We start from the raw sequence: 20,840 nt of genomic DNA, 5'->3' as shown, positions 1-20,840 counted from the left end.
ACTTGTTGCGCTCAATCCGACCGAAATGGCGGATATGTGGCTTTTCGCGGGGGTTGGGCGGCGAGCGATACCCTGTACGCGTGCGACTGTGGCTGAAGGACTCCGAGCGGCGGCCCGATCCCGAGCCCGTGAAGACGGATGACCGCAAGGCTGTGCTCATCGGACTCGCACTGTGGCTCGTGGCGCTCGCCGTGCTGCTCCTGTTCCTCCCGCAGCTGACGGCATCAGGCATCGGTTGGTGGCTGTGGACCTGCGTCGCCGGTCTCGGCCTGGGCTTGATCGGCCTTCTCTACACCCACTGGCGAGGTAACCGCCGCTAGTCAGTAGGTACGCTCAGCGCCCTCGTCATCGGAATCGTCCGAATCATCGTCGGCATCGTCCGTGTCGTCGTCGTCTCCCTCGAGCGCGTCGATGTCGACGCCGTCGAGGTCACCGCCGTGGAGCACGTCGTTGCCGAGCACGTCGTCCTCGTCGAGTTCCTCATCGGACTCGTCGTCGTCGAGATCGTCATCCTCGGAGTCGCCGTCGACGTCGGAGTCCGTGGCATCCGCCTCGAGCGCCTCCTGCGCAGCCTTGTAGTCGGCAAGTCGCTCCGACCACGGCACCCAGTCGGGAGCGAGCAGTGCGCCATCGCCGGGCATGAGCTCGGCCTCGAGCACGGTCGCGGCCTCACCCTCGACCTCAGCGAGCGACACGGTCCACGCCCATCCGGGGTAGCCGGCGAGCGCGGAGGCGAAGCGGACCGTGATGGTGCCGTCGTCCTCGGTGACCTCACCCAGGGGCTCGCCGATCGTCTCGGCGCGCGTGATCTCGGTGAGGGCGGTGCGGGCGAGATCGGTGTGCTGGTCGGTCATTGCGGGGCGCTCAGGCATCCAGCTCGTCCGCGACCTTACGCAGCATGGCGGCGATCTTGGCGCCGTGAGCCTTGTCAGGGTAGCGGCCGCGCTTGAGGCCAGCGCCGATGCCATCCATGAGCTTGACGAGATCCTCGATGATGATCGCCATGTCGTCGGCAGGCTTGCGGTTGAGCTTCGTCATCGACGGAGGCGCGTCGAGCACTCGCACAGACAGAGCCTGCGCACCCTTCTTGCCGTCGGCGATGCCGAACTCGAGGCGGGCACCCGCCTTGATCGTGACGCCAGCGGGCAACGCCGACGCATGGAGGAAGACTTCTTGGCCATCATCGCTGGAGATGAAGCCGAAGCCCTTCTCTTCGTCGTAGAACTTGACCTTGCCGGTAGGCATGACGGAACTCCTTATGCTCGTGCCTCAAGACTAGAGGGTCTCGATCTGTCCCGTATCCTTAGCCCTGTGGCAAACGACATCCCGAACCCCCGTCCCGCGGAGCGCATCCTCGCCTACATGGTCGTGGCGGCGGTCGGGCTCTCGGTGCTCAGTTTCCTCGCACTCATCATCGCGACCGCCGTGGGCACGACGGGAGAGCAGTTCAGCGCCTTCCCATGGCCCACGATCATCGTGCTCCCGCTGGTCGGCCTGCCCATCGGGCTCGTGCTCATGATCGTTCTTCTCGTGCTCACTGCCGTTCGCCGGGGTCGTGAAGCGAAGGATGCCAGCAAGTAGCGACTCGGCGCTGCTGCTCGCGGGCCAGCTGCGATCGTCGAGCGACGACACCCTCCGCGAACTCCTGGATGCCAGGGGCGTGAAGCCCGCCGGAATCCGCGACTTCTTCGACCTCGCCGATGCCCTTCTTGACGCTGGTTCGGTGGAGGCAGCGCTCTCCCGCCTGGACCGCCCCACCCTCGCGACCCTCGCCGTGCTCGCCGAGCTCGGGTCAGCGACTCCCGAGGAGATCGCCCGCCGACTCGTCGAACTCGGCGGCCCCGGTGATCGCGTTCCGGCTGCGCTGGAGATTCTGGTCGCGCGAGGCCTGGCAGCGAGGTCGGAGGATGTCGCGACCAGCCTCACCCCGGTGAACGAGTACCTCGACTCCTGGCCAGCCCGCGGCCTGCCCGGACTCCGTGCCCTAGCAGCGGCACCGCGACCGGCGACCGTGATCCCCGTCGTGGGAGACGAGGTGTCCGCTGTGGACGCCCTCGCAGCAGAGCGTGCCTTCGAGACGACCTCCGCGATCGTCGAGCTCGTCATCTCGCTCCAGAACGAACCGGCTCATGAGCTGGCGCGCGGCGGCATTGCGCTGCCGGACAGCAAGCGCCTGGCGACGGCCGGCCGCGTGGAACTCACCGAAGTCCCCCGGCTCATCCAGATCGCGGATCGGGCAGGACTCATCGCGCGCCACAGCGGTCTCTGGACCCCCGAGGACGCCGCAACGCAGTGGCTCGCCGGGGGCCCGGGAGAGCGCTGGGCGAGACTGGCAGCGGCTTGGCTGGCGCAGGTGCCCGCCGACATCCGCGATGCCCTCGCAGCTCTTGCTCGCGCCCAGTGGGGCGAGCGCCTCGACGAGTACGTCTCGTGGCTCTACCCCGCTGGCGGAGACTGGATGCGGGAGCGGGTCGAGGCCTTCGAGTCTGATGCCGCCCTCCTCGGCATCACTGCGCGAGACCTGCCCAGCACCCCCGGCGCCGCCCTTCTCACGGACGGGATGGATGCCGCGGCCACCGCGATGACGTCGCTCTACCCGCCGATCGTGCGCCAGGTGTACCTCCAGCGTGACCTCACGATCGTCGCGCCCGGCCCGCTCGAACCCGCCGTCGAGCGACGGCTGCGGCTCATGGCCGACCTGGACGCACGCGCCCTCGCGACGACCTGGCGCATCTCGGCAGCCAGCCTCGACCGCGCCATGGCCGCGGGCGAGCACTCGGACGCGATCAGGGACTTCCTCACCGGCATCTCCCTGACGGGCATCCCGCAGCCGCTCGACTACCTCCTCCGCGAGACGGCGACGCGCTTCGGGCTCGTCCGGGTCGCTGCGTCCCCCAGCGGCGGGACTCGAGTGCATTCGGTGGATGCGTCGATACTGCGCGCTCTCGCGGTCGACCGGTCGGTGGCATCCCTCGGCCTCGCCTACGACGGGGGCGACCTCACGAGCCGTTTCGACCGCGACGTCGTGTTCTTCTCACTCGCCGACGCCCGCTACCCGGTGGCCGCGGAGGACGAGCACGGGGCGATCGTCGTGCCGACGCGACCGCGCCTGCGGTCCAGGCCGCCGGAGCACGCCGACACGACAGGAGAGTTCATCGCGCGCCTACGCACCACCGAAGTGCTGCCCGACGACTCCGGTGACGCGTGGATCGCGCGCCAGCTCGACATCGCGGCGCGCGGAAAGTTCCCGCTCGTGGTGAGCGTTCGGATGCCGAACGGCACCGTCGCGGACTACCTGCTCGAACCGGCCAGCGTCGCCGGAGGCAGGTTGCGTGCGCGCGACCGCGGCGCCGACCTGGAACGGACGCTCCCCCTCACGAGCATCGTCGCCGTCGCACCCGTCGCACAGTAACCGATCCTCCAGTGAACGCTGCCACCGGCAGTACTCTGGAGGGATGACTGATGGCCCCCTCATCGTGCAGAGCGACCGCACGGTGCTTCTCGAGGTGGCCCACCCGCAGGCTGAGGATGCCAGGCACGACCTCGCTGTCTTCGCCGAACTCGAGCGGGCTCCCGAGCACATCCACACCTATCGGATCACGCGGCTGGGGCTGTGGAACGCCCGGGCCGCCGGTCACGACGCCGCCGACATGCTCGCGACGCTCGAGCGGTACTCCAAGTTCCCGATCCCGCAGTCGGTGTCCGTGGACATCAGCGAGACCGTCGGTCGCTACGGTCGGCTCATCATCGAGCGCGACGAGCACGGCAACCTCGTGCTGACAGCGGTGGATGCCGCGGTGCTTAGCGAGATCACGCGAGCCCGCAAGGTCGCGGCACTGCTGCTCGACAAGGTCGGCGACCACTCCTACATCGTGCAGGCCTGGGCGCGGGGGCAGCTCAAGCAGGAACTCCTCAAGCTCGGCTGGCCCGCGGAGGACCACGCCGGCTACACCGACGGGTCTCCGCACGAGATCGATCTCGACGAGTCATCCTGGAATCTCCGCCCGTACCAGAATGCCGCGATCGAGGGCTTCGCCGCCCACGGCTCCGGCGTCGTGGTTCTGCCGTGTGGCGCGGGCAAGACGCTCGTGGGCCTGGGCGCGATGGCAGCCGAGAACCGCACGACGCTCATCCTCGTGACCAACACGGTCTCGGCGCGCCAGTGGAAGGCCGAGATCCTCAAGCGCACGACCCTCACCGACGACGAGGTCGGCGAGTACTCCGGGCAGGTCAAGGAGGTGCGTCCGGTCACGATCGCGACGTACCAGATCCTCACGGCCAAGCGGAAGGGCGAGTTCGCGCACCTCGCGCTGCTCGACGCGCTCGACTGGGGCCTCGTGATCTACGACGAGGTGCACCTGCTGCCCGCCCCCGTGTTCAAGCTCACCGCCGAACTGCAGGCACGTCGCCGCCTTGGCCTCACCGCGACCCTGGTGCGCGAGGACGGGCGGGAGGGCGACGTGTTCTCCCTCATCGGACCCAAGCGTTTCGACGCGCCGTGGAAGGAGATCGAGGCGCAGGGCTTCATCTCGCCCGCGGCCTGCTTCGAGGTGCGCGTGGACCTGCCGGAGCGCGAACGGCTCGAGTACGCGGCCTCTGCAGACGATGAGAGGTACCGGTTCGCGGCATCCGCACCCGAGAAGATCAAGGTCGTGCAGCAGCTCGTGGCACGGCACGAGGGCGAGCGCATCCTCGTGATCGGGCAGTACCTCGACCAGCTCGAGGGGCTCGCCGAAGTGCTCGGGGCGCCGTCGCTCACCGGGTCGACACCGATCGCCGAACGCGAGCGGCTGTACCAGGAGTTCCGGGATGGCACGACGAAAGTTCTCGTCGTCTCGAAGGTCGCGAACTTCTCCGTCGACCTGCCTGAGGCCACCGTCGCCATCCAGGTGTCTGGGTCGTTCGGCTCACGTCAGGAGGAGGCGCAGAGACTCGGACGCCTGTTGCGGCCCAAGGAGAGCGGCATCCCGGCGAGCTTCTACACGCTCGTAGCGCGCGACACCGTCGACCAGGACTTCGCCCAGAACCGCCAGCGCTTCCTCGCGGAGCAGGGCTACAGCTACACAATCCTCGATGCTGACGCGCTGGAGTCCGCTGCCGCGTAGTCGAAACTCCAGCTGTGGCGACTTCCTGACCTAGGGATCTCGCCACGAGTGGAGTCTCGAAGGCGAATGGATGCTAGGGCCGCCAGCCGCGCTGGACTAGTGCTGCGCGAACCAGCGCTACCGACCTTGCCTGCGAGTGCGTCTTGTTGAGGCGCACGACTCGCCATCCCGCCGCCATGATCGACTCGAGTCGGTCGATGTCGCGCTGGGATTGGTCTGCGGTGAAGTGGTGGTTTCCGTCGTACTCCGCGAGAACCCCGTGGTCGGGAAAGCTGAGGTCGCCAAAGCCAAGGAATGCGCCTCGTTCGTTCCTGATCGCGAGGTTGACGACCGGCTCAGGCAGTCCCGCCTTCACGAGCCATCGGCGCACTTGTGTCTCGCGCGCGGAGTCGGTGCGTGGCCGCACCTGCCGTAGCGCCTCGGCTAGGAGGCGGCACCCGCGGCGGCCACTGCTGGCCGCGACCGCCTGTTCGAGATCGGCCATGGTTGCCATCGGCTCCCACCGCCTCACGAGTCCATCCCCTAGGACGATCAGCGCTTCCAACGGCAGGTACTCGGCCAGCGCGACCCAGGTATCAACCGGTGAAGAAACAAGCAGTCCACCGATCTCAACTACGCGATCACGGCCCGCTGAGACCCGATGTCCGATAACACCGCGGGCGCGAGGCTCGCGCCTCGGCGCGATCGAGGTGACGTGCAGCTCGGCGGCCGGTTCGATCGGCAGTTCATGCAGATTGGCAGCGGTGTGATGGCTGAAGTACTGGTCCGGTGCCATCGTCGTTGCGTAGGCCTCACAGAGAGACCGCAGATCCCGAGAAGCGGCAGACATCCGCACGCCGCGAAACGGGCCGACAAGATCCTTCGCGCGCGTTCTGGATCGGGAGACGCCAGGTGCACCGTTCGCCGTGACGAGAAACGGCGCACCTCCGAAGGGCAGGGGTTCGGGCATCCGCACATGATGCCTCGCTCGCCGCGGCCAAGCCCTTCGCCGCTCACAGGGTGATCGAGACTCCAGAAATGGCGACTTGCCACCCGGTGAAAGTCACCACGCGTGGAGTCTCGAAGTGCTACCCCGCGAGGTCGAGGAGCTTGCGGATCGTGCGGAGGTTGCGGGCCGTGGCGGCCACGCCCAGGCGCTTCGCGAGCGCTTCCTGGCTCAGCACGGCCTGCCCGGCGCCATTCGCGTACCGCAGGTGGAGCTCGCGCCCGACGACCTGCCACTGGTCGTCGCCCGTGCGAACGGCGGATGCCGCGGCAACAGCCTCGGCGCTCGGCTCCCCCGACAACACCGAGACGTACGAGTACGCCTCATCGTCCACGTCGAACGGATGCGCATCGAGGGCAGCCTGCAACTCGGACGGGGTGCGCGTCATCACCTCGCGGAAGTACCCGTAGCGTTCCTGCACTGCGGCCTCCACGGCGCGCTCGAACGGCTCGGGCTCGCCATCGAGTTCGAGCACGGCGTTGCCTGACGCGATGTAAGTGCGCACATCCCGCGCGCCGAGCTCCTCGAGCAACGCCCGGAATTCGGCCATCGGAAGCTTCGCACCGCCGACATTGACGGCGCGAATGAGCAGGATGCGAGTGGTCACGGTGTCAGTATGGCGGTCCATACTGACGGTATGGCCGACATCATCCCGTTCACGATCGCCGTCCCGCAGGCCGACATCGACGACCTGCGGGCCCGCCTCCGCGCGACGCGGTGGACCGACGAGGTCACGGATGACTGGAGTCAGGGCACCCCGCAGGCTCCCCTGCGCCGCCTCGTCGACTACTGGGCGAACGACTACGACTGGCGCGCCGCGGAGGCACGCTGGAATGAGCGGGACCAGGTGATGGTCGACGGCGTGCACGCGGTTCGTGCGGGCACGAGGGGCGCGACGCCTCTGCTGCTGCTCCACGGCTGGCCCGACGGCATCGTGCGCTTCGAACGAGCGCTGCCGTTCCTCGCGCAACGGTTCGATCTGGTGATCCCGAGCATCCCCGGGTACGGGTTCAGCGCGCGGCCCACGGAGGTGTCCGGGCCCGCCGTGGTCGCAGACCAGATGGCCGGACTCATGGCGGCGTTGGGGTATGAGCGGTACGGGGTGCACGGCGCCGATATCGGCGCCCAGGTTGCCGAACAGGTTGTGCTGCGGCATCCCGAGCACGTGAGTGGCCTGCACCTCGGCAACGTGCCGCTACGTCGGATGCGCGGGCTCGACCCGTCCGAGATGAGCGATGCCGAACGCGCCTGGGCAGTGGCGGCTGCCGAGTGGGAGGCCGCCGAGGGTGCGTACGGTCACCAGCAGCGCACGAAACCGCAGACGATCGGGGCATCCCTCAACGACTCACCCACGGGTCTCGCCTCGTGGATGCTCGAGAAGTTCCACGCCTGGACCGACCTCGATGACGATGACGTGTTCGGGGTCTACACGCTCGACGAGATCGCGACCAACCTCTCCCTCTACTGGTTCACGCAGACGGCTGCCTCGGCCGCGCGGTACTACTTCTACTCGCGCAGCACTCCGCTGACCGACGGTTTCGTCGCAACGCCGACCGGCGTAGCGGAGTTCCCGCGGGAGATCCTGCACACTCCCCGCGAGTCAGCCGCCCGATGGTTCTCGATCGTGCGCTGGACGGACATGGAACACGGTGGCCACTTCGGTCCGTGGGAGGAGCCGGAGGCTTGGTCCAGCGAGATCTCGGCGTTCTTCAACCAGATCAGGGAGTGAGCAGGCATACTGCTGGCTCCAAAGTTTCACCCCAATTACTCCCAGACAACGTTCAGCCGACACGCAGATAATAGATTCATGACTGATGGACCGAAGATTCTGATCGTTGATGACGAGCCCAACATTCGCGACCTCCTCACCACGAGCCTGCGTTTCGCCGGATTCGCCGTGCGTGCCGTCGGCAACGGCGCCCAGGCGATCTCGGCCGTACTCGAGGAGGAGCCGGACCTCATCATCCTCGACGTCATGCTGCCCGACATGAACGGGTTCGGTGTCACCAAGCGCCTCCGCGCCTCCGGATACACCGCCCCCATCCTCTTCCTCACCGCGAAGGATGACACCGAGGACAAGATCACCGGTCTCACCGTCGGCGGCGACGACTACGTCACCAAGCCCTTCTCGCTCGACGAGATCGTGGCCCGCATCAAGGCGATCCTGCGTCGCACCATGCAGGACGACGAGGAGGCCATCATCCGTGCCGGCGAGCTCACCATGGACCAGGACACCCACGAGGTGACCGTGGGTGAGGATGCCGTCGAGCTCTCCCCCACCGAGTTCAAGCTGCTGCGCTACCTCATGCTGAACCCCAACCGCGTGCTGTCGAAGGCGCAGATCCTCGACCACGTGTGGGAGTACGACTTCAACGGTGACGCGGGAATCGTGGAGAGCTACATCTCCTACCTGCGTCGCAAGCTCGACCAGCTCACCCCCGAGCCCCTGATCCAGACCAAGCGCGGTTTCGGGTACATGCTCAAAGCTGGCAAGTAGTCTGTCGGGGTGCACGATCTCGCCGACTGGTGGAACAGGATCTCGCTGCGCACCAAGGTCACTGGTGTCACGGTCCTTCTGCTGACCGCTGGGCTGATCGTGGCCGGTGTTGGCACGATGGCTGTGCTCAGGGGGTTCCTGCAGGACGAGGTTGACGCGAAGATCGTGTCGGCCGCGTCGCAGCTCGGAGCCATCGAGCCGACAGGCTCGTCGAGCGATCCCCAGTGTCCCGTCTCGCAGCTCCCGAACGAGCTCTATCTCGCCGTTCTGGATGCGAACGGCCACATCGTCTGCAGCAACCGCCCCGCGGGATCGGCACGCCCCGAGGTCGAGAGCCTCGACCTCAAGACGGTCAGCCAGATCGAGGACGAGATCACGCTCCCGAGTACGGAGCCCGGTGGGGAGTGGCGTGTTGGGGCGTATCCCGCCACCGACAGCACCGGCATGGACTACTTCACGGTCGCCATCGCGCTCGACCTCAAGGACACCACGGTGATCGTGGCCCGTCTCGCCGCGATCTTCCTCTTCTTCGGGCTCACGGTGGTGATCGTCGGCGGTGCGTTGACGCGACTGCTCGTGACATCCACCTTCGCGCCGCTGCGGGATGTCGAGGCCACGGCGGCACGGTTCGCCGCTGGCGACTTCAACCAGCGCCTCTCCGGCGCCATCCCCAACACCGAGGTCGGACGCCTCAACGCCTCGCTCAACGCCATGCTGTCGCGCATCGATCGTGCCTTCGCCGATCGCGCACGCACCATCGACCAGATGCGGCGCTTCGTCGGCGACGCCAGCCACGAGCTGCGCACTCCCCTCGTGTCCGTGCGCGGCTACGCGGAGCTGTACCGCATGGGCGCATTGACGACCCCGGAGGATGTCGCGCAGGCCATGGAGCGCATCGAGAAGGAGGCGATCCGCATGGGCGGACTCGTCGAGGACCTTCTCGAACTCGCGCGCCTGGATGAGACGAAGCCGCTCGCCCTCACGGAGGTGGACCTCATCCCCCTCGCCAACGACGCGGCGCTCGATGCCATGGCGTCCTCGCCCGGACGCGTCGTCTCCGTCGTGGGACTCGATCTGGCACCCGCGGAGCCGTTCGTGGACGAGGCCGACCCGCCGACGAAGGCGCTCCCCCTGATCGATCCCGTGCCCCCCACCCCGTCGCGCGGCGTCACGGCGCTCGCGACGGGCCCGATTGCGTTCGCGAGCGCGCTCCGTCGCATCGCGCGCCGCACGGCGGCACCCAAGGCGACGACCCAGGAGATCGCGGTGCCCGAGCTGCCAAAGCCGTCGGCGGAGCTGCGGGCCGTCGTGATGGCCGAGGAGAACAAGATCCGGCAGGTGCTCACGAACCTCATCGGCAACGCCGTGCGCTTCACGCCAGACGGCAGCCCGATCGAGATCGGTGTGGGGGTGGATGCCACGAGCTCCCGCGCCGTCCTGGCCGTGATCGACCACGGCGAGGGCATTCCTCCCCAGGTGCGACAGAGGATCTTCGAACGCTTCTGGCGCGCGGACAACTCCCGCACCCGCGAGACCGGCGGTAGCGGGCTGGGACTCGCGATCGTGGCAGCCATCGTGGATGCGCACGGGGGCGAGGTCGAGGTTGTCGAGACGCCCGGAGGCGGAGCGACGTTCCGCGTGCTGCTTCCCCTCCTCCCCAGCGTGGCTCTGGATGCCGCGGCATCCACTCCCGCCTGAGCCGCCCCCACAGCGGCTCTCGCCGCCCTACCGTCGTGCCATGACTCGATACCAGGTAGACAGTGAAGCCGTCCTCAGTGCCACGGGCTCCGTGCGCAACACCATTGGCCGCATCCAGGCGGAAGTAGCGGGCCTCCACGGCCAGCTCACCAACCTCCAGGGCTCGTGGAGCGGTCAGGCCGCGACCGCGTTCGCCGGGGTGGTGACCGATTGGAAGGCCACCCAGCAACGGGTGGAGGAGAACCTCGCCTCGATCAACCAGGCGCTGACCCTCGCAGGCCAGCAGTACGCGGAGATCGAGAGCGCGAACACGCGGTTGTTCGTGCGGTAACGGTCGCTGAGGAGCGCCGAAGGCGCGTCTCGAAGCGCGGGATACACGAAAACGGCCGGCCCCGTGAGGGAGCCGGCCGTTTTACGTAGACCGGTGGTTGAGGAGCGTCCGCAGGTCGCGTCTCGAAACCTCCACCAACGAAACACGTTGGCGAGAGAGGCTTCGAGACGCGCCGCCTGGGCGGCGCTCCTCAGCCTTGATCCTTTGGTTGAGCCTTGACTGCGTCAAGCCTCAACCATCGGATCAACCTTTAGGTCAAAAATCCATGCCGCCGCTGGGGTCACCCATCGGAGCCGGGTTCTTCTCCGGCTTGTCCGCGACGACTGCCTCAGTCGTGAGGAACAGGCCAGCGATCGACGCGGCGTTCTGCAGCGCGGAGCGCGTGACCTTCACCGGGTCGTTGATGCCCGAGGCGAGCATGTCGACGTACTCGCCGGTGGCCGCGTTGAGGCCCTGGCCAGCAGGAAGGTTGCGCACCTTGTCGACGACAACACCGGGCTCGAGGCCCGCGTTGAGGGCGATCTGCTTGAGCGGGGCGTCGATCGCGACGCGCACGATGTTTGCACCCGTTGCCTCGTCACCGACCAGGCCCTGGACTGCCGAACCGTCGAAGGCGACCTTGCCAGCCTGGATGAGCGCGACGCCACCACCGGCGACGATGCCCTCCTCGACGGCTGCCTTGGCGTTGCGCACGGCGTCCTCGATGCGGTGCTTGCGCTCCTTGAGCTCGACCTCGGTCGCGGCACCCGCCTTGATGACGGCGACGCCACCGGCGAGCTTCGCGAGGCGCTCCTGGAGCTTCTCGCGGTCGTAGTCCGAGTCGGTGTTCTCGATCTCGGCGCGGATCTGCTTGACGCGACCGGCGATCGCCTCCTCGTCACCCGCACCCTCGATGATCGTGGTCTCGTCCTTGGTGATGACGACCTTGCGTGCGCGGCCGAGCAGGTCGAGCGTCGCGTTCTCGAGCTTGAGACCGACCTCCTCGGAGATCACCTGTCCGCCCGTGAGGATCGCGATGTCGGCGAGCTGTGCCTTGCGACGGTCACCGAAGCCGGGAGCCTTGACGGCAACCGACTTGAAGATGCCGCGGATCTTGTTGACGACGAGGGTCGCGAGGGCTTCGCCATCCACGTCCTCGGCGATGATGAGGAGCTGCTTGCCGCTCTGGATCACCTTGTCGACGATGGGCAGCAGGTCCTTGATGTTCGAGATCTTGCTGTTGGCGATGAGGATGTACGGGTCCTCGAAGACCGCCTCCTGGCGCTCCTGGTCGGTGACGAAGTACGCCGACAGGTAACCCTTGTCGAAGCGCATGCCCTCGGTCAGCTCGAGCTCGGTGCCGAAGGTGTTCGACTCCTCGACGGTGACGACACCCTCCTTGCCGACCTTGTCGATCGCCTCGGCGATCAGCGCGCCGATCTCGGGGTCACCAGCGGAGATGGATGCGGTTGCCGCGATCTCTTCCTTGGTCTCGATCTCCTTCGCACCAGCGACGAGGGCCTCGATGACGGCCGCGACGGCCTTCTCGATACCCTTCTTGAGGCTGATGGGGTCGGCGCCGGCCGCGACGTTGCGCAGTCCCTCGCGGACGAGTGCTTGGGCGAGGACGACAGAGGTGGTCGTACCGTCTCCGGCGACGTCATCCGTCTTCTTCGCGACCTCCTTGACGAGCTCGGCACCGATCTTCTCGTACGGGTCGTCCAGCTCGATCTCCTTGGCGATGGAGACACCATCGTTGGTGATCGTGGGGGCGCCCCACTTCTTCTCGAGGACGACGTTGCGTCCGCGCGGGCCGAGCGTGACCTTCACCGCGTCGGCCAGGATGTTGAGGCCGCGCTCGAGGCCGCGACGGGCCTCCTCATCGAAAGCAATGATCTTTGCCATGTGTGTTTCTCGTCCCTCCCGGACGTCGTACAAACGAATTCTCTAGCACTCGGAACATGCGAGTGCCAAAGGAGAAACTAGCACTCGACAGGGGTGAGTGCAAGCAAGGCGTGGCTAGCACGACGGCGGCGAAACCGAAATAACTAAGGCATACTCAATGTTCACCCGTAGCCTGAGACCATGACCGAGTCAACGCCGAGTCACAGCGACTCCCAGCCCTCCGGATCCTCCATCACAGAGTTCGCCATGAGCGCCGACGCCACAGCGCGCGTGCTGCGGATGAACCTCGTGTTCACTCTCGTTTCCATCGTGTTCTACATCGCCATATCGACGCTGCAGTTCCTCTCGGGGAACATCTGGGTCGGCTGGTTCATCGCGGGCTTGGGAGCGGCAGCGGTTCTCGGCGCTCCCCTCCTGTCGCGGCACACCACCAAACGGGCACGGCTCCGGTTCGGAGACGGTACGTACGAGATCCGCTCGGGCCTTGGGGTGCAACGCCTCACCGCAGCAGAGGTCGTTCAGGTGGTCAGAGTGGACAGCGTGCCGCTCGGCCTGACGCCCGCCGCCCCCCTCGTGATAATCGTGGGTGCCACGAAACGACTGGCCGTGGTGAGCGGCATTGTCTGGAACGCCGACCAGCTCGGCGCGCTGGCTCTCGACCTCGCGAATCGTGGGGTGCCTCTGCTCAGCTATTCCCAGAGGCTGACCCCCGCGGAGCTGCGCTCGATGGACCGACGATGGATGCACGTGTGGGAGGCGCATCCGATCGCCGTCGGCTTGATCCTGGGGTTCGCGGCGGTCCTGCTCGTGTCCGCCGTCGTGCTCGTCGCACTCGCCATCCTGCGCTGAGGCTCGAGCGCCGGCTGCCTCAGGGAGGCCGCGGATTGCCTAGGCCAGCTTGACCGATTCGGCCTGCGGGCCCTTCGAGCCGGTGCCGACCTCGAAGACGACCGCCTGGCCCTCCTCGAGGACCTTGTAGCCGGCCATGTCGATCGCCGAGTAGTGGACGAAGACGTCCTGGCCACCCTCGTCCATTGTGATGAATCCGTAGCCCTTTTCAGCGTTGAACCACTTGACGGTCCCGTTCGCCATGTCTTACTCCCTGCTGTGATTCCGCGGCCACCAACAGGGGCCACTGAGTCCAGATGGTAGCGGAGCACACGCGCCAGAATCAGGGCCAATATGGCCTAGAGCGACCGTGGGGCGAAAGTTAAACACACGCGTAACACGCCCGATACCGGGGGTGTAATTTCGCGCCGGATCAGCCCTCGGTGGAGGCGGGCTGGAAGTCGGCGCCGACGACGATGGTGATGGGCGCACCGGGGAACGATTCGGCGGGGACGAGCTCGATCTCGCCGAAGCCGAGCGCCGCCACGAGGCCGCGGGCAATGCCCTCGTCCTCGGGGTTGCTGTAGTACACGTGGGTTGTCTCGAGGTCGCTCGTGCTCGCGTTCGAGCGCGTGCCGACCGGCCAGCCTGCTCCGGCGAGCTGGTCGCCGATGGTGTTCTGTGCTCCCACGATCGGTGAGCCGTTGAGGACGGTGATGGTGAACGCGCGGGCCGGGTCGATCGTGGAGGGATCGGTCACGGCATCCATCGTCGGGGTGGGCGTCGGCGTGGGCGTCGGGGTCGATTCCTCACCGGCGACGAGGCCAAGCCCGAGGTCGATGTCAAGGATGCGGCTGATGCCGAAGAGACCGCCGAAGACGAGGATGCCCGTGGCGAGGGCCGCCCACGCGAAGATGATCCAGCCGCGACCCCGACGAGCCGGTGCACGGTGCGCGCCGACACGGGCGAGATCTTCGGGAAGCTGGTCGAAGCGATCCTTGGGGTATGAGGCCATTGCTAGTCGTTCGATTCCTGGTCGTGGGGAAGAGTCCTGAACTCTCTGGCGGCGCGGGCACTCGTTCGAGCATCCCGGGCCCTGAGCAGTCTCCTGACCAGCATGGGATCGTGGCGCACGGCAGCGGGCAGGTCGATCACGGCGTTCAGCAGTTGATAATAGCGGGCTGCGCTGAGTCCGAACTCCGAGCGGATCGCGTCCTCCTTGGCGCCCACGTGGCGCCACCACTGGCGTTCGAAGGCGAGGATTCGCTGCTCGCGCTCCGGGAGATCGTCACCCGGGGAGCTCGAGTACTGCGGTTGCGCGACCATATCCCCACCTCCAGACGCCTCATCCTAGAGCCGGGATGGCGGCGGGCGGCGGTGCAGCGCGCGGCGGCCCGGCATTCCCAGCATCCCCGGAACCTGCGCAGGTTAGGATTACCTAAGTGCGTTTCCCGACGATTGGCTTCCACCGTGCTGCGTAAGACCGTGCCCACCCTCGCGCTCGGAGTAGTCGCTCTTGTCGCGCTCGCGGGATGCGCGGCGTCCGCCCCGACCCCGCAGCAGACGCCGACGGTGACCGGCGACCCCTCGGTGCCGCTCGCGCAGCTCGACATCCTCGACGACCCCAGGTCGTACGAGGGTCCGTCCACTGCGGTGCTCGAGACGGAGGCCGTGGTGGCCGGGGCCACTCCGGAGCAGGAGCTGCCGGCATCCGTCGTCTCTCACGACCTGGGCGGCGACACGGATGTCACGGTCGACTCCACTGACCGCATCATCGCCATGGACATCGCGGGCTCGATCGCGTCGACGCTCGTCGCGCTCGGTCTCGGCGACAACCTCGTCGGCCGCGACATCTCGACGACCGTGCCAGAGCTCGCCGACCTCCCCGTGATCACCTCGAGCGGTCACACCGTCAACAATGAGGCGATTCTCGCCCTGCGACCCGACGTGCTCATCACGGATGGCACGGTCGGCCCGATCGACGTGGTGCTCCAGCTGCGCGAGGCGGGCGTGGACGTCGTGTTCGTGCAGAACACGCCGAGCCTCGACGGCATCGGCGAGCTCGCGCGTCAGGTGGGCGCCGCGGTGGGTGCGCCCGCCGCGGGCGAGGCACTCGCGGCATCCCTCGACGCGGAGGTGCAGGCCAAGGTCGACGAGATCGCCGCGGTCCTTCCGGATGGCGAGCCCGTGCGGATGCTGTTCCTCTACCTGCGCGGCAACTCCGGCATCTACTACCTCTTCGGCCCGGAGTCTGGTGCCGACGTGCTCATCGAGTCGCTGGGCGGGGTGGATGTCGCGGCCGAGCTCGGTCTCGTCGGCGAGCGCCCCATGACCGATGAGGCCATGGTGTCCGCCAATCCCGACCTGATCCTCGTCATGACCGACGGCCTGGCGAGCGTCGGCGGGGTCGACTCCCTGCTCGCGTCGAAGCCCGCCATCGCGCTCACCTCCGCCGGGCAGCACAAGCGTTTCGTGGACATGGCGGACGGTGACATCCTGAGCTTCGGGCCGCGCACCCCCGCCGTGCTCGACGCCCTCGCCCGCGCCATCTACGCGCCCGGGCAGTAAGCACAAAAACCCCCGCGAAAAGCCACTTGTCGTGGCTTTCGCGAGGGTTTTTGTGCCGGAGGTGGCTTCTCGCGGGGGTTCCGAGAGAGCTGCCCGCGCGGCTTACGCCCGGCGGCGGCGACCCAGCACGATCGCGATCACCGCGGCGATGATGGCGAGGATGAGGAGTGCACCGAGCACCCAGACCCACCAGGGCGCCGTGGCATCCGTCGACACGGGCGGCTGGCCGCCCGCGGTTGCTTCAGCCTCGGGGGTCGGTGCTGCCGATGCGCACTCAGGATCGAGCGCGAACTGCACGCTCACGGGGTCGAACTCCTCGCCCGTCTCGTAGGTGCCGAAGGCTGCGGCGCCCGCGGGGAGGAGCACCGCTGGTGCGTCGGTGATCGTGAGGATGTCGTCGGCGAGCACCGAGGTGCCGCTGAGGTCGAGCTCCACGAACTCCACGGCGGGTTCGTCGACGGGCTCACCCTCCTGCGTGGTTCCCGACACGTCGAGCAACAGGATGGCGGTGGTCGCATCCACGAACTGCAGAGTCGGGTTCGACACCGTGGTGTTGAGGATGCCGCCGTGGCCGGTGAACGTGATGGAACCCGGGAACGTCACCGTGCCCTCGGCGGTCTCGGCATCGTACGAGCCGTCACCGTCGCTCCAGCCGAACAGCGGCGTCTCGTACGTGGCTCCGCCGGCAACGGTCCATTCGCCGTTCGCGATCGATCCGCTGATGTAGCTGCGGAACGACTCCTTGAACCCCCACGAGAGCTGGGCGTCGGACACGGCGCATCCCGCTGCCGCCGCCGTGATGCGCGGAGCGATCTCGATCTCGGCACCCAGGTTGATGCTGCCCTGAAGGGTGATCGTGTGCTTGCCCGTCAGGTCGCCGGGCAGGCGACCGGTCCACGTCGCGAGTCCGTTGGCATCGGCCGAGGCATCCCGCGCGAGCACGAGCGGCTCGGAGTAGATCACCACAAGAATCTCCTCCTCATTGGACTCGAAGCCCTTGCCGCTCACGGTGATCTCGCCACCGGCCACGAGCTTCTCGGCGTTCAGCACGGTGAGACCGTCGGTCGCTGGCGGCGTGGATGCGGGCTGCCGCTCCCCCGCGTAGGCCGCGATCGTCGCGCCACTGCCGCCACTCGTGCCCGCGCTGCTCGGCGCACCGACGATGAAGGTGACCGGGTCGAGCTGCGTGCCGGGAGCGTAGAAGGTGGAGCCCTGGTACGAGAAGGCGGACGACCCGGCTGCAGTCAGCGTTGCCGGAACACCGGACCACGCCACCGCGTTGCCCGGAGTGCTGCGGACGCCAGCACTGAGGTCGAGCGTTGCGAAGGCCACCGGAGCGGAGCCGTTCACCGAGACCAACAGCACGCCGGAGGATGCGGAGTCCACCCGCACGATCGGGTTCGACAGGGCGAGCTCGAGCAGGCCGTCATGCCCCGAGAACCGAACGGAACCGGAGTAGTTCGAGGTTCCGACGCCCGTCTCGGCGCTGAAGGTGCCGCCGGTCGACTGGCCGAACACGAACTCACCGCCCTCGAAGCCAGCGCCGCTCGTGGTGATCGACCCCTTCGCGATGCCGCCCGTGATGTAGCTGCGGAACGAGTCCTTCACACCCCAGCGCAGGGCACCGGATGCCACGGTCGGAGGCGGGGGCGCCGTGATCGTGTACTCGACCGAGGCCGTCGACGGGAGGTACGCCGTCGACGCGGGAGCGAACTCCGCGCGCAGCGTGGTGGTACCAACGGCTCCCGCCGTGAACGACAGGCTCGCCGTGGCCGAGGAGGTGACGCTACGGCTCCCGAGCAGGGCCGAGCCGGAGTAGAACCGCACGGTGCCGGAATTCGCGGGCGCCACGGTCGCGGTGAGCGTGACGGTCGCACCCGAGACCGCTGTCGAGGGCGACGCAGCGAGGGAGAGAGTCGTCGCCTTCGGCGGATCCGGCACGACGGCCGAGATCACGAACGTGACGGGGTCGAGCGCGCTCCCGACCTCGTAGAACGGGCTGCCGCCGAGAGAGAACGCGCCCGCCCCCTGTTCGGTGAGGGATGCCGGAACCCCGGCCCACGTGAGCGTGCTGCTCGTGGTGCTCCGCGTGCCCGCCGCGAGGTTGAGGTTGGCAAACGGCACGTGCGGTTCACCGTCGATGCTCACGAGGAGCACGGCGGAGCTTGCGGACGTGACATCCACGATCGGGTCGGAGAGGGTCAGGTCGAGAATGCCGCCGTGACCCTGGAAGCGCACGCTTCCCGCGTACTTCGCGGTGCCCGTGCCCGTCGCGCCGTCGAAGGTTCCGCCTGCGCTGCTGCCGAAGACGAATCGTCCGCCCTCGCGACCCGCGCCCGCCGTCGTGATGGTGCCGTGCGCGATGGGCCCCTCGACGTACTCGCGGAAGCTCTGCTTGACGCCCCACGTCAGCGGGTTCGAGAGGTTCGGCGACGCGACGTCGACGACAAGTTCACCGGTCGACCCGGTGAAGGCGAGCGGGTTGGTGGGCGTGAACACGGCCTCGAACTGGTGCGTTCCCGACGAGAGGCCAGGAGTTTCGAGGGATGCAACACCCGACGCCACCGCGACGGTGCCGAGCTCGGTCGTGCCGTCCGAGAAGGTGACGCTTCCTGCAGCGGAGGCGGGACTGACCGTGGCGGTGAGCGTCGTCGTCTGCCCGTCGACGAGTCCGACGGCGGGTTCTGCGGTGAGGTCGATGGTCGTGGCGGACACCGCGAAGCTGATCGGGGTGTACGTCTCGAACGGTGCATAACTCGCGCCGCTGCCCGGGTACGTGTAGATGCCGTAGTTGCCGAGTTCAGGCTCCCCCGCGAAACCCTGTGAGACGGTGAGCTCGAGCGTGAACGTGCCATCCGGGTTGATCGGAACGCCAAGGCTCGACTGCGAGCCCAGGGACGCGATGCTCTCGGGGTTCACCACCCACTTCTGGGTGCCGACCTTGCGCTGCGACGAGGAGACTCCAGCGCTCGGCTTCCAGTTGTCCGGGAACTTGCCGAACACGACGTACGCACCACCGAACTGGTTCGCCAGCGGCGGGCGGGTGCCCGTTGTCGCGGGGGGCTGCGGGTCGAAGCCCGTGCCCGAGACAGTGATCGTCTCTCCACTGGTCAGACCCGCGGTCTTCGAGACGGTGACCTGAGGGGTCGGTGCGAAGCTGATCGGCGTGTAGGTCTCGAAGGGCGCGTACGCGGCCCCGGAACCCGGGTAGGTGTAGACGCCGTAGTTGCCCGTCTCGGGTTCACCGGCGTAGCCGGGCGTGACCGTCAGCTCCAGGGTGAACGACCCATCCGGGTTGATCGGCACTCCGAGGCTCGACTGCGAGCCGAGGGACGCGAGGCTCTCCGGGTTCACGACCCACTTCTGCGTGCCGACCTTGCGCTGCGACGAGGAGACTCCAGCGCTCGGCTTCCAGTTGTCGGGGAACTTACCGAAGACCACGTACGCGCCACCGAACTGGTTTGCCAGCGGCGGGCGGGTGCCCGTCGTCGCGGGCGGCTGCGGGTCGAAGCCCGTGCCCGAGACAGTGATGGTCTCACCGGCCGAAAGGCCGGTGGTCTTCGAGACCGAGATCGTGGGGACGGGCACGCCGACGGGCAACGCGAGAGTTCCCGTGGAGGTGGCCCACGCGAGCGGGTTGGTGGGCGTGAACACCGCGCTGAAGTTGTGTGTCGACTTCGAGAGTCCGTCCGCCACGACGGTGGCGATACCGGATGCCACGGGGCTCGTGCCGAGCACGGTCTCACCGTCCGCGAACGTCACCGAACCAGCCGCTGCGGGGCTGACCGTGGCGGTCAGCGTGACCGAGCCCCCGGTGGGGACGCTCGACGCCGGGTCGGACGTGAGGGTCGTGGTGGTCGCTGTCGGCGCAGCGAACGAGACGGGGGTGTAGGTCTCGAAGGGGGCGTAGGCCGCACCACTGCCCGGGTAGGTGTAGATGCCGTAGTTGCCCGTCGCGGGTTCACCGTTGTATCCGGGGGCGACCGTGAGCTCCAGCGTGAAGGAGCCGTCCGCGTTGATCGGCACTCCGAGGCTCGACTGCGAGCCGAGTGACGCAAGACTCGACTGCTCGACGACCCACTTCTGGGCGCCGACCTTGCGCAGGCTCGAGGAGACACCGGCGCTCGGCTTCCAGGTGTCCGGGAACTTACCGAACACAACGTAGGCGCCACCGAACTGGCCCGCCAGCGGCGGGCGGGTGCCCGTGGTCTCCGGGGCGTGCGGGGCGAAACCCGTTCCCGTGATCGTGACGGTCTCACCGGCGGGCGAGAGCCCCTCGGTCTTGGAGACGGCGATGGTGGGCTCGGACGGTACGGGGTCCGGGTCGGGCTCAGGCTGCGGGTCCGGATCGGGCTGCGGGTCCGGATCCGGCTGCGGCTCGGGGTCCGGGTCGGGCTGGGGCTCGGGATCGGGGGCCGGGGCAGCGAGAGTGATCGCCGTCGAGGTGTCGAGGGTGCGGTCGGTCTGCGAGAGCCCGTGGGCCGCGGAGGTCGCGATGACGTAGCTGCCCGTGGCATCCATCGACGCCGCCGGGGCGGTGATCGTGGTGGTGAATGCACCGTCGACGATCGACGGCACCCAGGTCTGGGCGATCCATCCGGTTCCGGGGAGCGGGGTGCCCGCCGTCCAGGTGGTCGCGGAGCCCAGCAGAACGTAGACGCCGTTGGCCGCGCCATCCCCGGTGAATCCGGTGCCGGACACCGTGAAGGTGTTCTCGATGGCCGGATCGACGTCCGCCGAGGGGGTGACCGTGACGACGGGCGCGGCGTCGGCGAACGCGGGTTGGACCTGCGTCGCGACAAGGCTGCCGCCGAGAACGAGTGCGAGGGACAGGGATGCTGCGAGCGTCCGGGAGCGGACGGAGGCGTGACTCACGAGGGTAGATCTCCTGGGGTGGGCGGCCCATCACTGGGCGACAGTCACTTAGCTAAGGCTAAGCTAACT

Annotated in this window: 19 protein-coding genes; 10 read left to right on the top strand and 9 right to left on the bottom strand. The window is 67.7% G+C overall.

Translation table 11 applies throughout. The annotated features are described in order from the left end of the window. Nucleotides 1–80: 80 nt before the first annotated feature. A complete protein-coding gene (locus HDC94_RS05355; protein ID WP_179495570.1) occupies nucleotides 81–320 on the top strand; it encodes a DUF2530 domain-containing protein in 240 nt (79 codons plus the stop codon). On the opposite strand, the gene HDC94_RS05350 is transcribed toward HDC94_RS05355, so the two are convergent. Next, nucleotides 321–872 (bottom strand): DUF3027 domain-containing protein, encoded by a 552-nt coding sequence (locus tag HDC94_RS05350; RefSeq protein ID WP_179495568.1) that lies wholly within the window; start codon nucleotides 870–872, stop codon nucleotides 321–323. Next, nucleotides 865–1,245 carry a cold-shock protein gene (locus HDC94_RS05345; protein WP_179495566.1) on the bottom strand — a complete coding sequence of 127 codons (381 nt, stop codon included), beginning with the start codon at nucleotides 1,243–1,245 and terminating at the stop codon, nucleotides 865–867. The genes HDC94_RS05350 and HDC94_RS05345 overlap by 8 nt, the downstream gene beginning before the upstream one ends. 66 nt (nucleotides 1,246–1,311) lie before the next feature. Here HDC94_RS05345 and HDC94_RS05340 point away from each other — a divergent pair, with 66 nt between their 5' ends. Genes HDC94_RS05340 through HDC94_RS05330 form a run of 3 tightly spaced genes read left to right on the top strand, consistent with a single transcriptional unit; the run spans nucleotide 1,312 to nucleotide 5,105 of the window. Next, complete coding sequence (locus tag HDC94_RS05340; RefSeq protein WP_179495564.1) at nucleotides 1,312–1,581, top strand: hypothetical protein; 270 nt, start codon at nucleotides 1,312–1,314, stop codon at nucleotides 1,579–1,581. After that, nucleotides 1,568–3,412 (top strand): helicase-associated domain-containing protein, encoded by a 1,845-nt coding sequence (locus HDC94_RS05335; RefSeq protein WP_179495562.1) that lies wholly within the window; start codon nucleotides 1,568–1,570, stop codon nucleotides 3,410–3,412. Before HDC94_RS05340 ends, HDC94_RS05335 begins: the two co-directional genes overlap by 14 nt. Nucleotides 3,413–3,455: 43 nt before the next feature. Further along, entirely contained in the window at nucleotides 3,456–5,105 is a 1,650-nt protein-coding gene (locus tag HDC94_RS05330) for a DNA repair helicase XPB (RefSeq protein ID WP_179495560.1), read from the top strand. Nucleotides 5,106–5,178: 73 nt separating this feature from the next. Here the strand turns inward: HDC94_RS05330 and HDC94_RS05325 are convergent, their stop codons facing one another. Next, the gene (locus HDC94_RS05325; protein ID WP_179495558.1) at nucleotides 5,179–5,880 is read right to left on the bottom strand and encodes a hypothetical protein; all 702 of its coding nucleotides are present in this window, start codon (nucleotides 5,878–5,880) and stop codon (nucleotides 5,179–5,181) included. Nucleotides 5,881–6,172: 292 nt separating this feature from the next. Beyond that, on the bottom strand, nucleotides 6,173–6,697 hold the full coding sequence (locus HDC94_RS05320) for a DUF1697 domain-containing protein (RefSeq protein ID WP_179495556.1): 525 nt from the start codon (nucleotides 6,695–6,697) through the stop codon (nucleotides 6,173–6,175). A gap of 30 nt (nucleotides 6,698–6,727) precedes the next feature. On the opposite strand from HDC94_RS05320, the gene HDC94_RS05315 reads away from it, so the two are divergent. The 4 genes from HDC94_RS05315 (at nucleotide 6,728) to HDC94_RS05300 (ending at nucleotide 10,616) form a co-directional block, all read left to right on the top strand. Further along, nucleotides 6,728–7,819 carry an epoxide hydrolase family protein gene (locus HDC94_RS05315; RefSeq protein ID WP_179495555.1) on the top strand — a complete coding sequence of 364 codons (1,092 nt, stop codon included), beginning with the start codon at nucleotides 6,728–6,730 and terminating at the stop codon, nucleotides 7,817–7,819. Between the two features lie 78 nt (nucleotides 7,820–7,897). Next, nucleotides 7,898–8,587 (top strand): response regulator transcription factor, encoded by a 690-nt coding sequence (locus HDC94_RS05310; protein ID WP_179495554.1) that lies wholly within the window; start codon nucleotides 7,898–7,900, stop codon nucleotides 8,585–8,587. A gap of 9 nt (nucleotides 8,588–8,596) precedes the next feature. Then, complete coding sequence (locus HDC94_RS05305; protein WP_179495553.1) at nucleotides 8,597–10,285, top strand: cell wall metabolism sensor histidine kinase WalK; 1,689 nt, start codon at nucleotides 8,597–8,599, stop codon at nucleotides 10,283–10,285. 40 nt (nucleotides 10,286–10,325) lie between these two features. Next, nucleotides 10,326–10,616, top strand: a complete 291-nt coding sequence (locus HDC94_RS05300) for a WXG100 family type VII secretion target (RefSeq protein WP_179495552.1) — start codon at nucleotides 10,326–10,328, stop codon at nucleotides 10,614–10,616. 255 nt (nucleotides 10,617–10,871) lie between these two features. Here HDC94_RS05300 and groL read toward each other — a convergent pair whose 3' ends face one another. Further along, a complete protein-coding gene (gene groL / locus HDC94_RS05295; protein ID WP_179495551.1) occupies nucleotides 10,872–12,500 on the bottom strand; it encodes a chaperonin GroEL in 1,629 nt (542 codons plus the stop codon). 180 nt (nucleotides 12,501–12,680) lie between these two features. Here groL and HDC94_RS05290 point away from each other — a divergent pair, with 180 nt between their 5' ends. Then, nucleotides 12,681–13,349, top strand: coding sequence for a hypothetical protein (locus HDC94_RS05290; protein ID WP_179495550.1), 669 nt, complete (start codon nucleotides 12,681–12,683; stop codon nucleotides 13,347–13,349). Nucleotides 13,350–13,388: 39 nt separating this feature from the next. Here HDC94_RS05290 and HDC94_RS05285 read toward each other — a convergent pair whose 3' ends face one another. From HDC94_RS05285 to HDC94_RS05275, 3 genes are all read right to left on the bottom strand, one after another. Next, nucleotides 13,389–13,592: a cold-shock protein gene (locus HDC94_RS05285; RefSeq protein ID WP_179495549.1), complete on the bottom strand. Its 204-nt coding sequence runs from the start codon at nucleotides 13,590–13,592 to the stop codon at nucleotides 13,389–13,391. Nucleotides 13,593–13,761: 169 nt separating this feature from the next. Further along, entirely contained in the window at nucleotides 13,762–14,343 is a 582-nt protein-coding gene (locus tag HDC94_RS05280; protein WP_179495547.1) for a LytR C-terminal domain-containing protein, read from the bottom strand. A gap of 2 nt (nucleotides 14,344–14,345) precedes the next feature. Then, nucleotides 14,346–14,654, bottom strand: a complete 309-nt coding sequence (locus tag HDC94_RS05275) for a DUF3263 domain-containing protein (protein ID WP_179495545.1) — start codon at nucleotides 14,652–14,654, stop codon at nucleotides 14,346–14,348. Nucleotides 14,655–14,798: 144 nt separating this feature from the next. On the opposite strand from HDC94_RS05275, the gene HDC94_RS05270 reads away from it, so the two are divergent. After that, a complete protein-coding gene (locus HDC94_RS05270; RefSeq protein WP_308495632.1) occupies nucleotides 14,799–15,896 on the top strand; it encodes an ABC transporter substrate-binding protein in 1,098 nt (365 codons plus the stop codon). Nucleotides 15,897–15,998: 102 nt separating this feature from the next. Here HDC94_RS05270 and HDC94_RS05265 read toward each other — a convergent pair whose 3' ends face one another. Continuing rightward, a complete protein-coding gene (locus HDC94_RS05265; RefSeq protein ID WP_179495543.1) occupies nucleotides 15,999–20,771 on the bottom strand; it encodes an HtaA domain-containing protein in 4,773 nt (1,590 codons plus the stop codon). Nucleotides 20,772–20,840 lie beyond the last annotated feature (69 nt).

The sequence above is a fragment of the Leifsonia sp. AK011 genome (assembly GCF_013410945.1).
In the GTDB taxonomy this organism is placed as follows: Bacteria; Actinomycetota; Actinomycetes; order Actinomycetales; family Microbacteriaceae; genus Rhodoglobus.
Note: the sequence above shows the minus strand (reverse complement) of the source record. Positions and strands in the feature narration are given on the sequence as shown.

Bases quoted from the DNA above. Each gene is read 5' to 3' on its own strand.
- HDC94_RS05350 (WP_179495568.1), bottom strand. From the start codon at position 872: ATGCCTGAGCGCCCCGCAATGACCGACCAGCACACCGATCTCGCCCGC.
- HDC94_RS05345 (WP_179495566.1), bottom strand. From the start codon at position 1,245: ATGCCTACCGGCAAGGTCAAGTTCTACGACGAAGAGAAGGGCTTCGGC.
- HDC94_RS05335 (WP_179495562.1), top strand. From the start codon at position 1,568: ATGCCAGCAAGTAGCGACTCGGCGCTGCTGCTCGCGGGCCAGCTGCGA.
- HDC94_RS05330 (WP_179495560.1), top strand. From the start codon at position 3,456: ATGACTGATGGCCCCCTCATCGTGCAGAGCGACCGCACGGTGCTTCTC.
- HDC94_RS05325 (WP_179495558.1), bottom strand. From the start codon at position 5,880: ATGGCACCGGACCAGTACTTCAGCCATCACACCGCTGCCAATCTGCAT.
- HDC94_RS05315 (WP_179495555.1), top strand. From the start codon at position 6,728: ATGGCCGACATCATCCCGTTCACGATCGCCGTCCCGCAGGCCGACATC.
- HDC94_RS05310 (WP_179495554.1), top strand. From the start codon at position 7,898: ATGACTGATGGACCGAAGATTCTGATCGTTGATGACGAGCCCAACATT.
- HDC94_RS05300 (WP_179495552.1), top strand. From the start codon at position 10,326: ATGACTCGATACCAGGTAGACAGTGAAGCCGTCCTCAGTGCCACGGGC.
- groL (WP_179495551.1), bottom strand. From the start codon at position 12,500: ATGGCAAAGATCATTGCTTTCGATGAGGAGGCCCGTCGCGGCCTCGAG.
- HDC94_RS05290 (WP_179495550.1), top strand. From the start codon at position 12,681: ATGACCGAGTCAACGCCGAGTCACAGCGACTCCCAGCCCTCCGGATCC.
- HDC94_RS05285 (WP_179495549.1), bottom strand. From the start codon at position 13,592: ATGGCGAACGGGACCGTCAAGTGGTTCAACGCTGAAAAGGGCTACGGA.
- HDC94_RS05280 (WP_179495547.1), bottom strand. From the start codon at position 14,343: ATGGCCTCATACCCCAAGGATCGCTTCGACCAGCTTCCCGAAGATCTC.
- HDC94_RS05275 (WP_179495545.1), bottom strand. From the start codon at position 14,654: ATGGTCGCGCAACCGCAGTACTCGAGCTCCCCGGGTGACGATCTCCCG.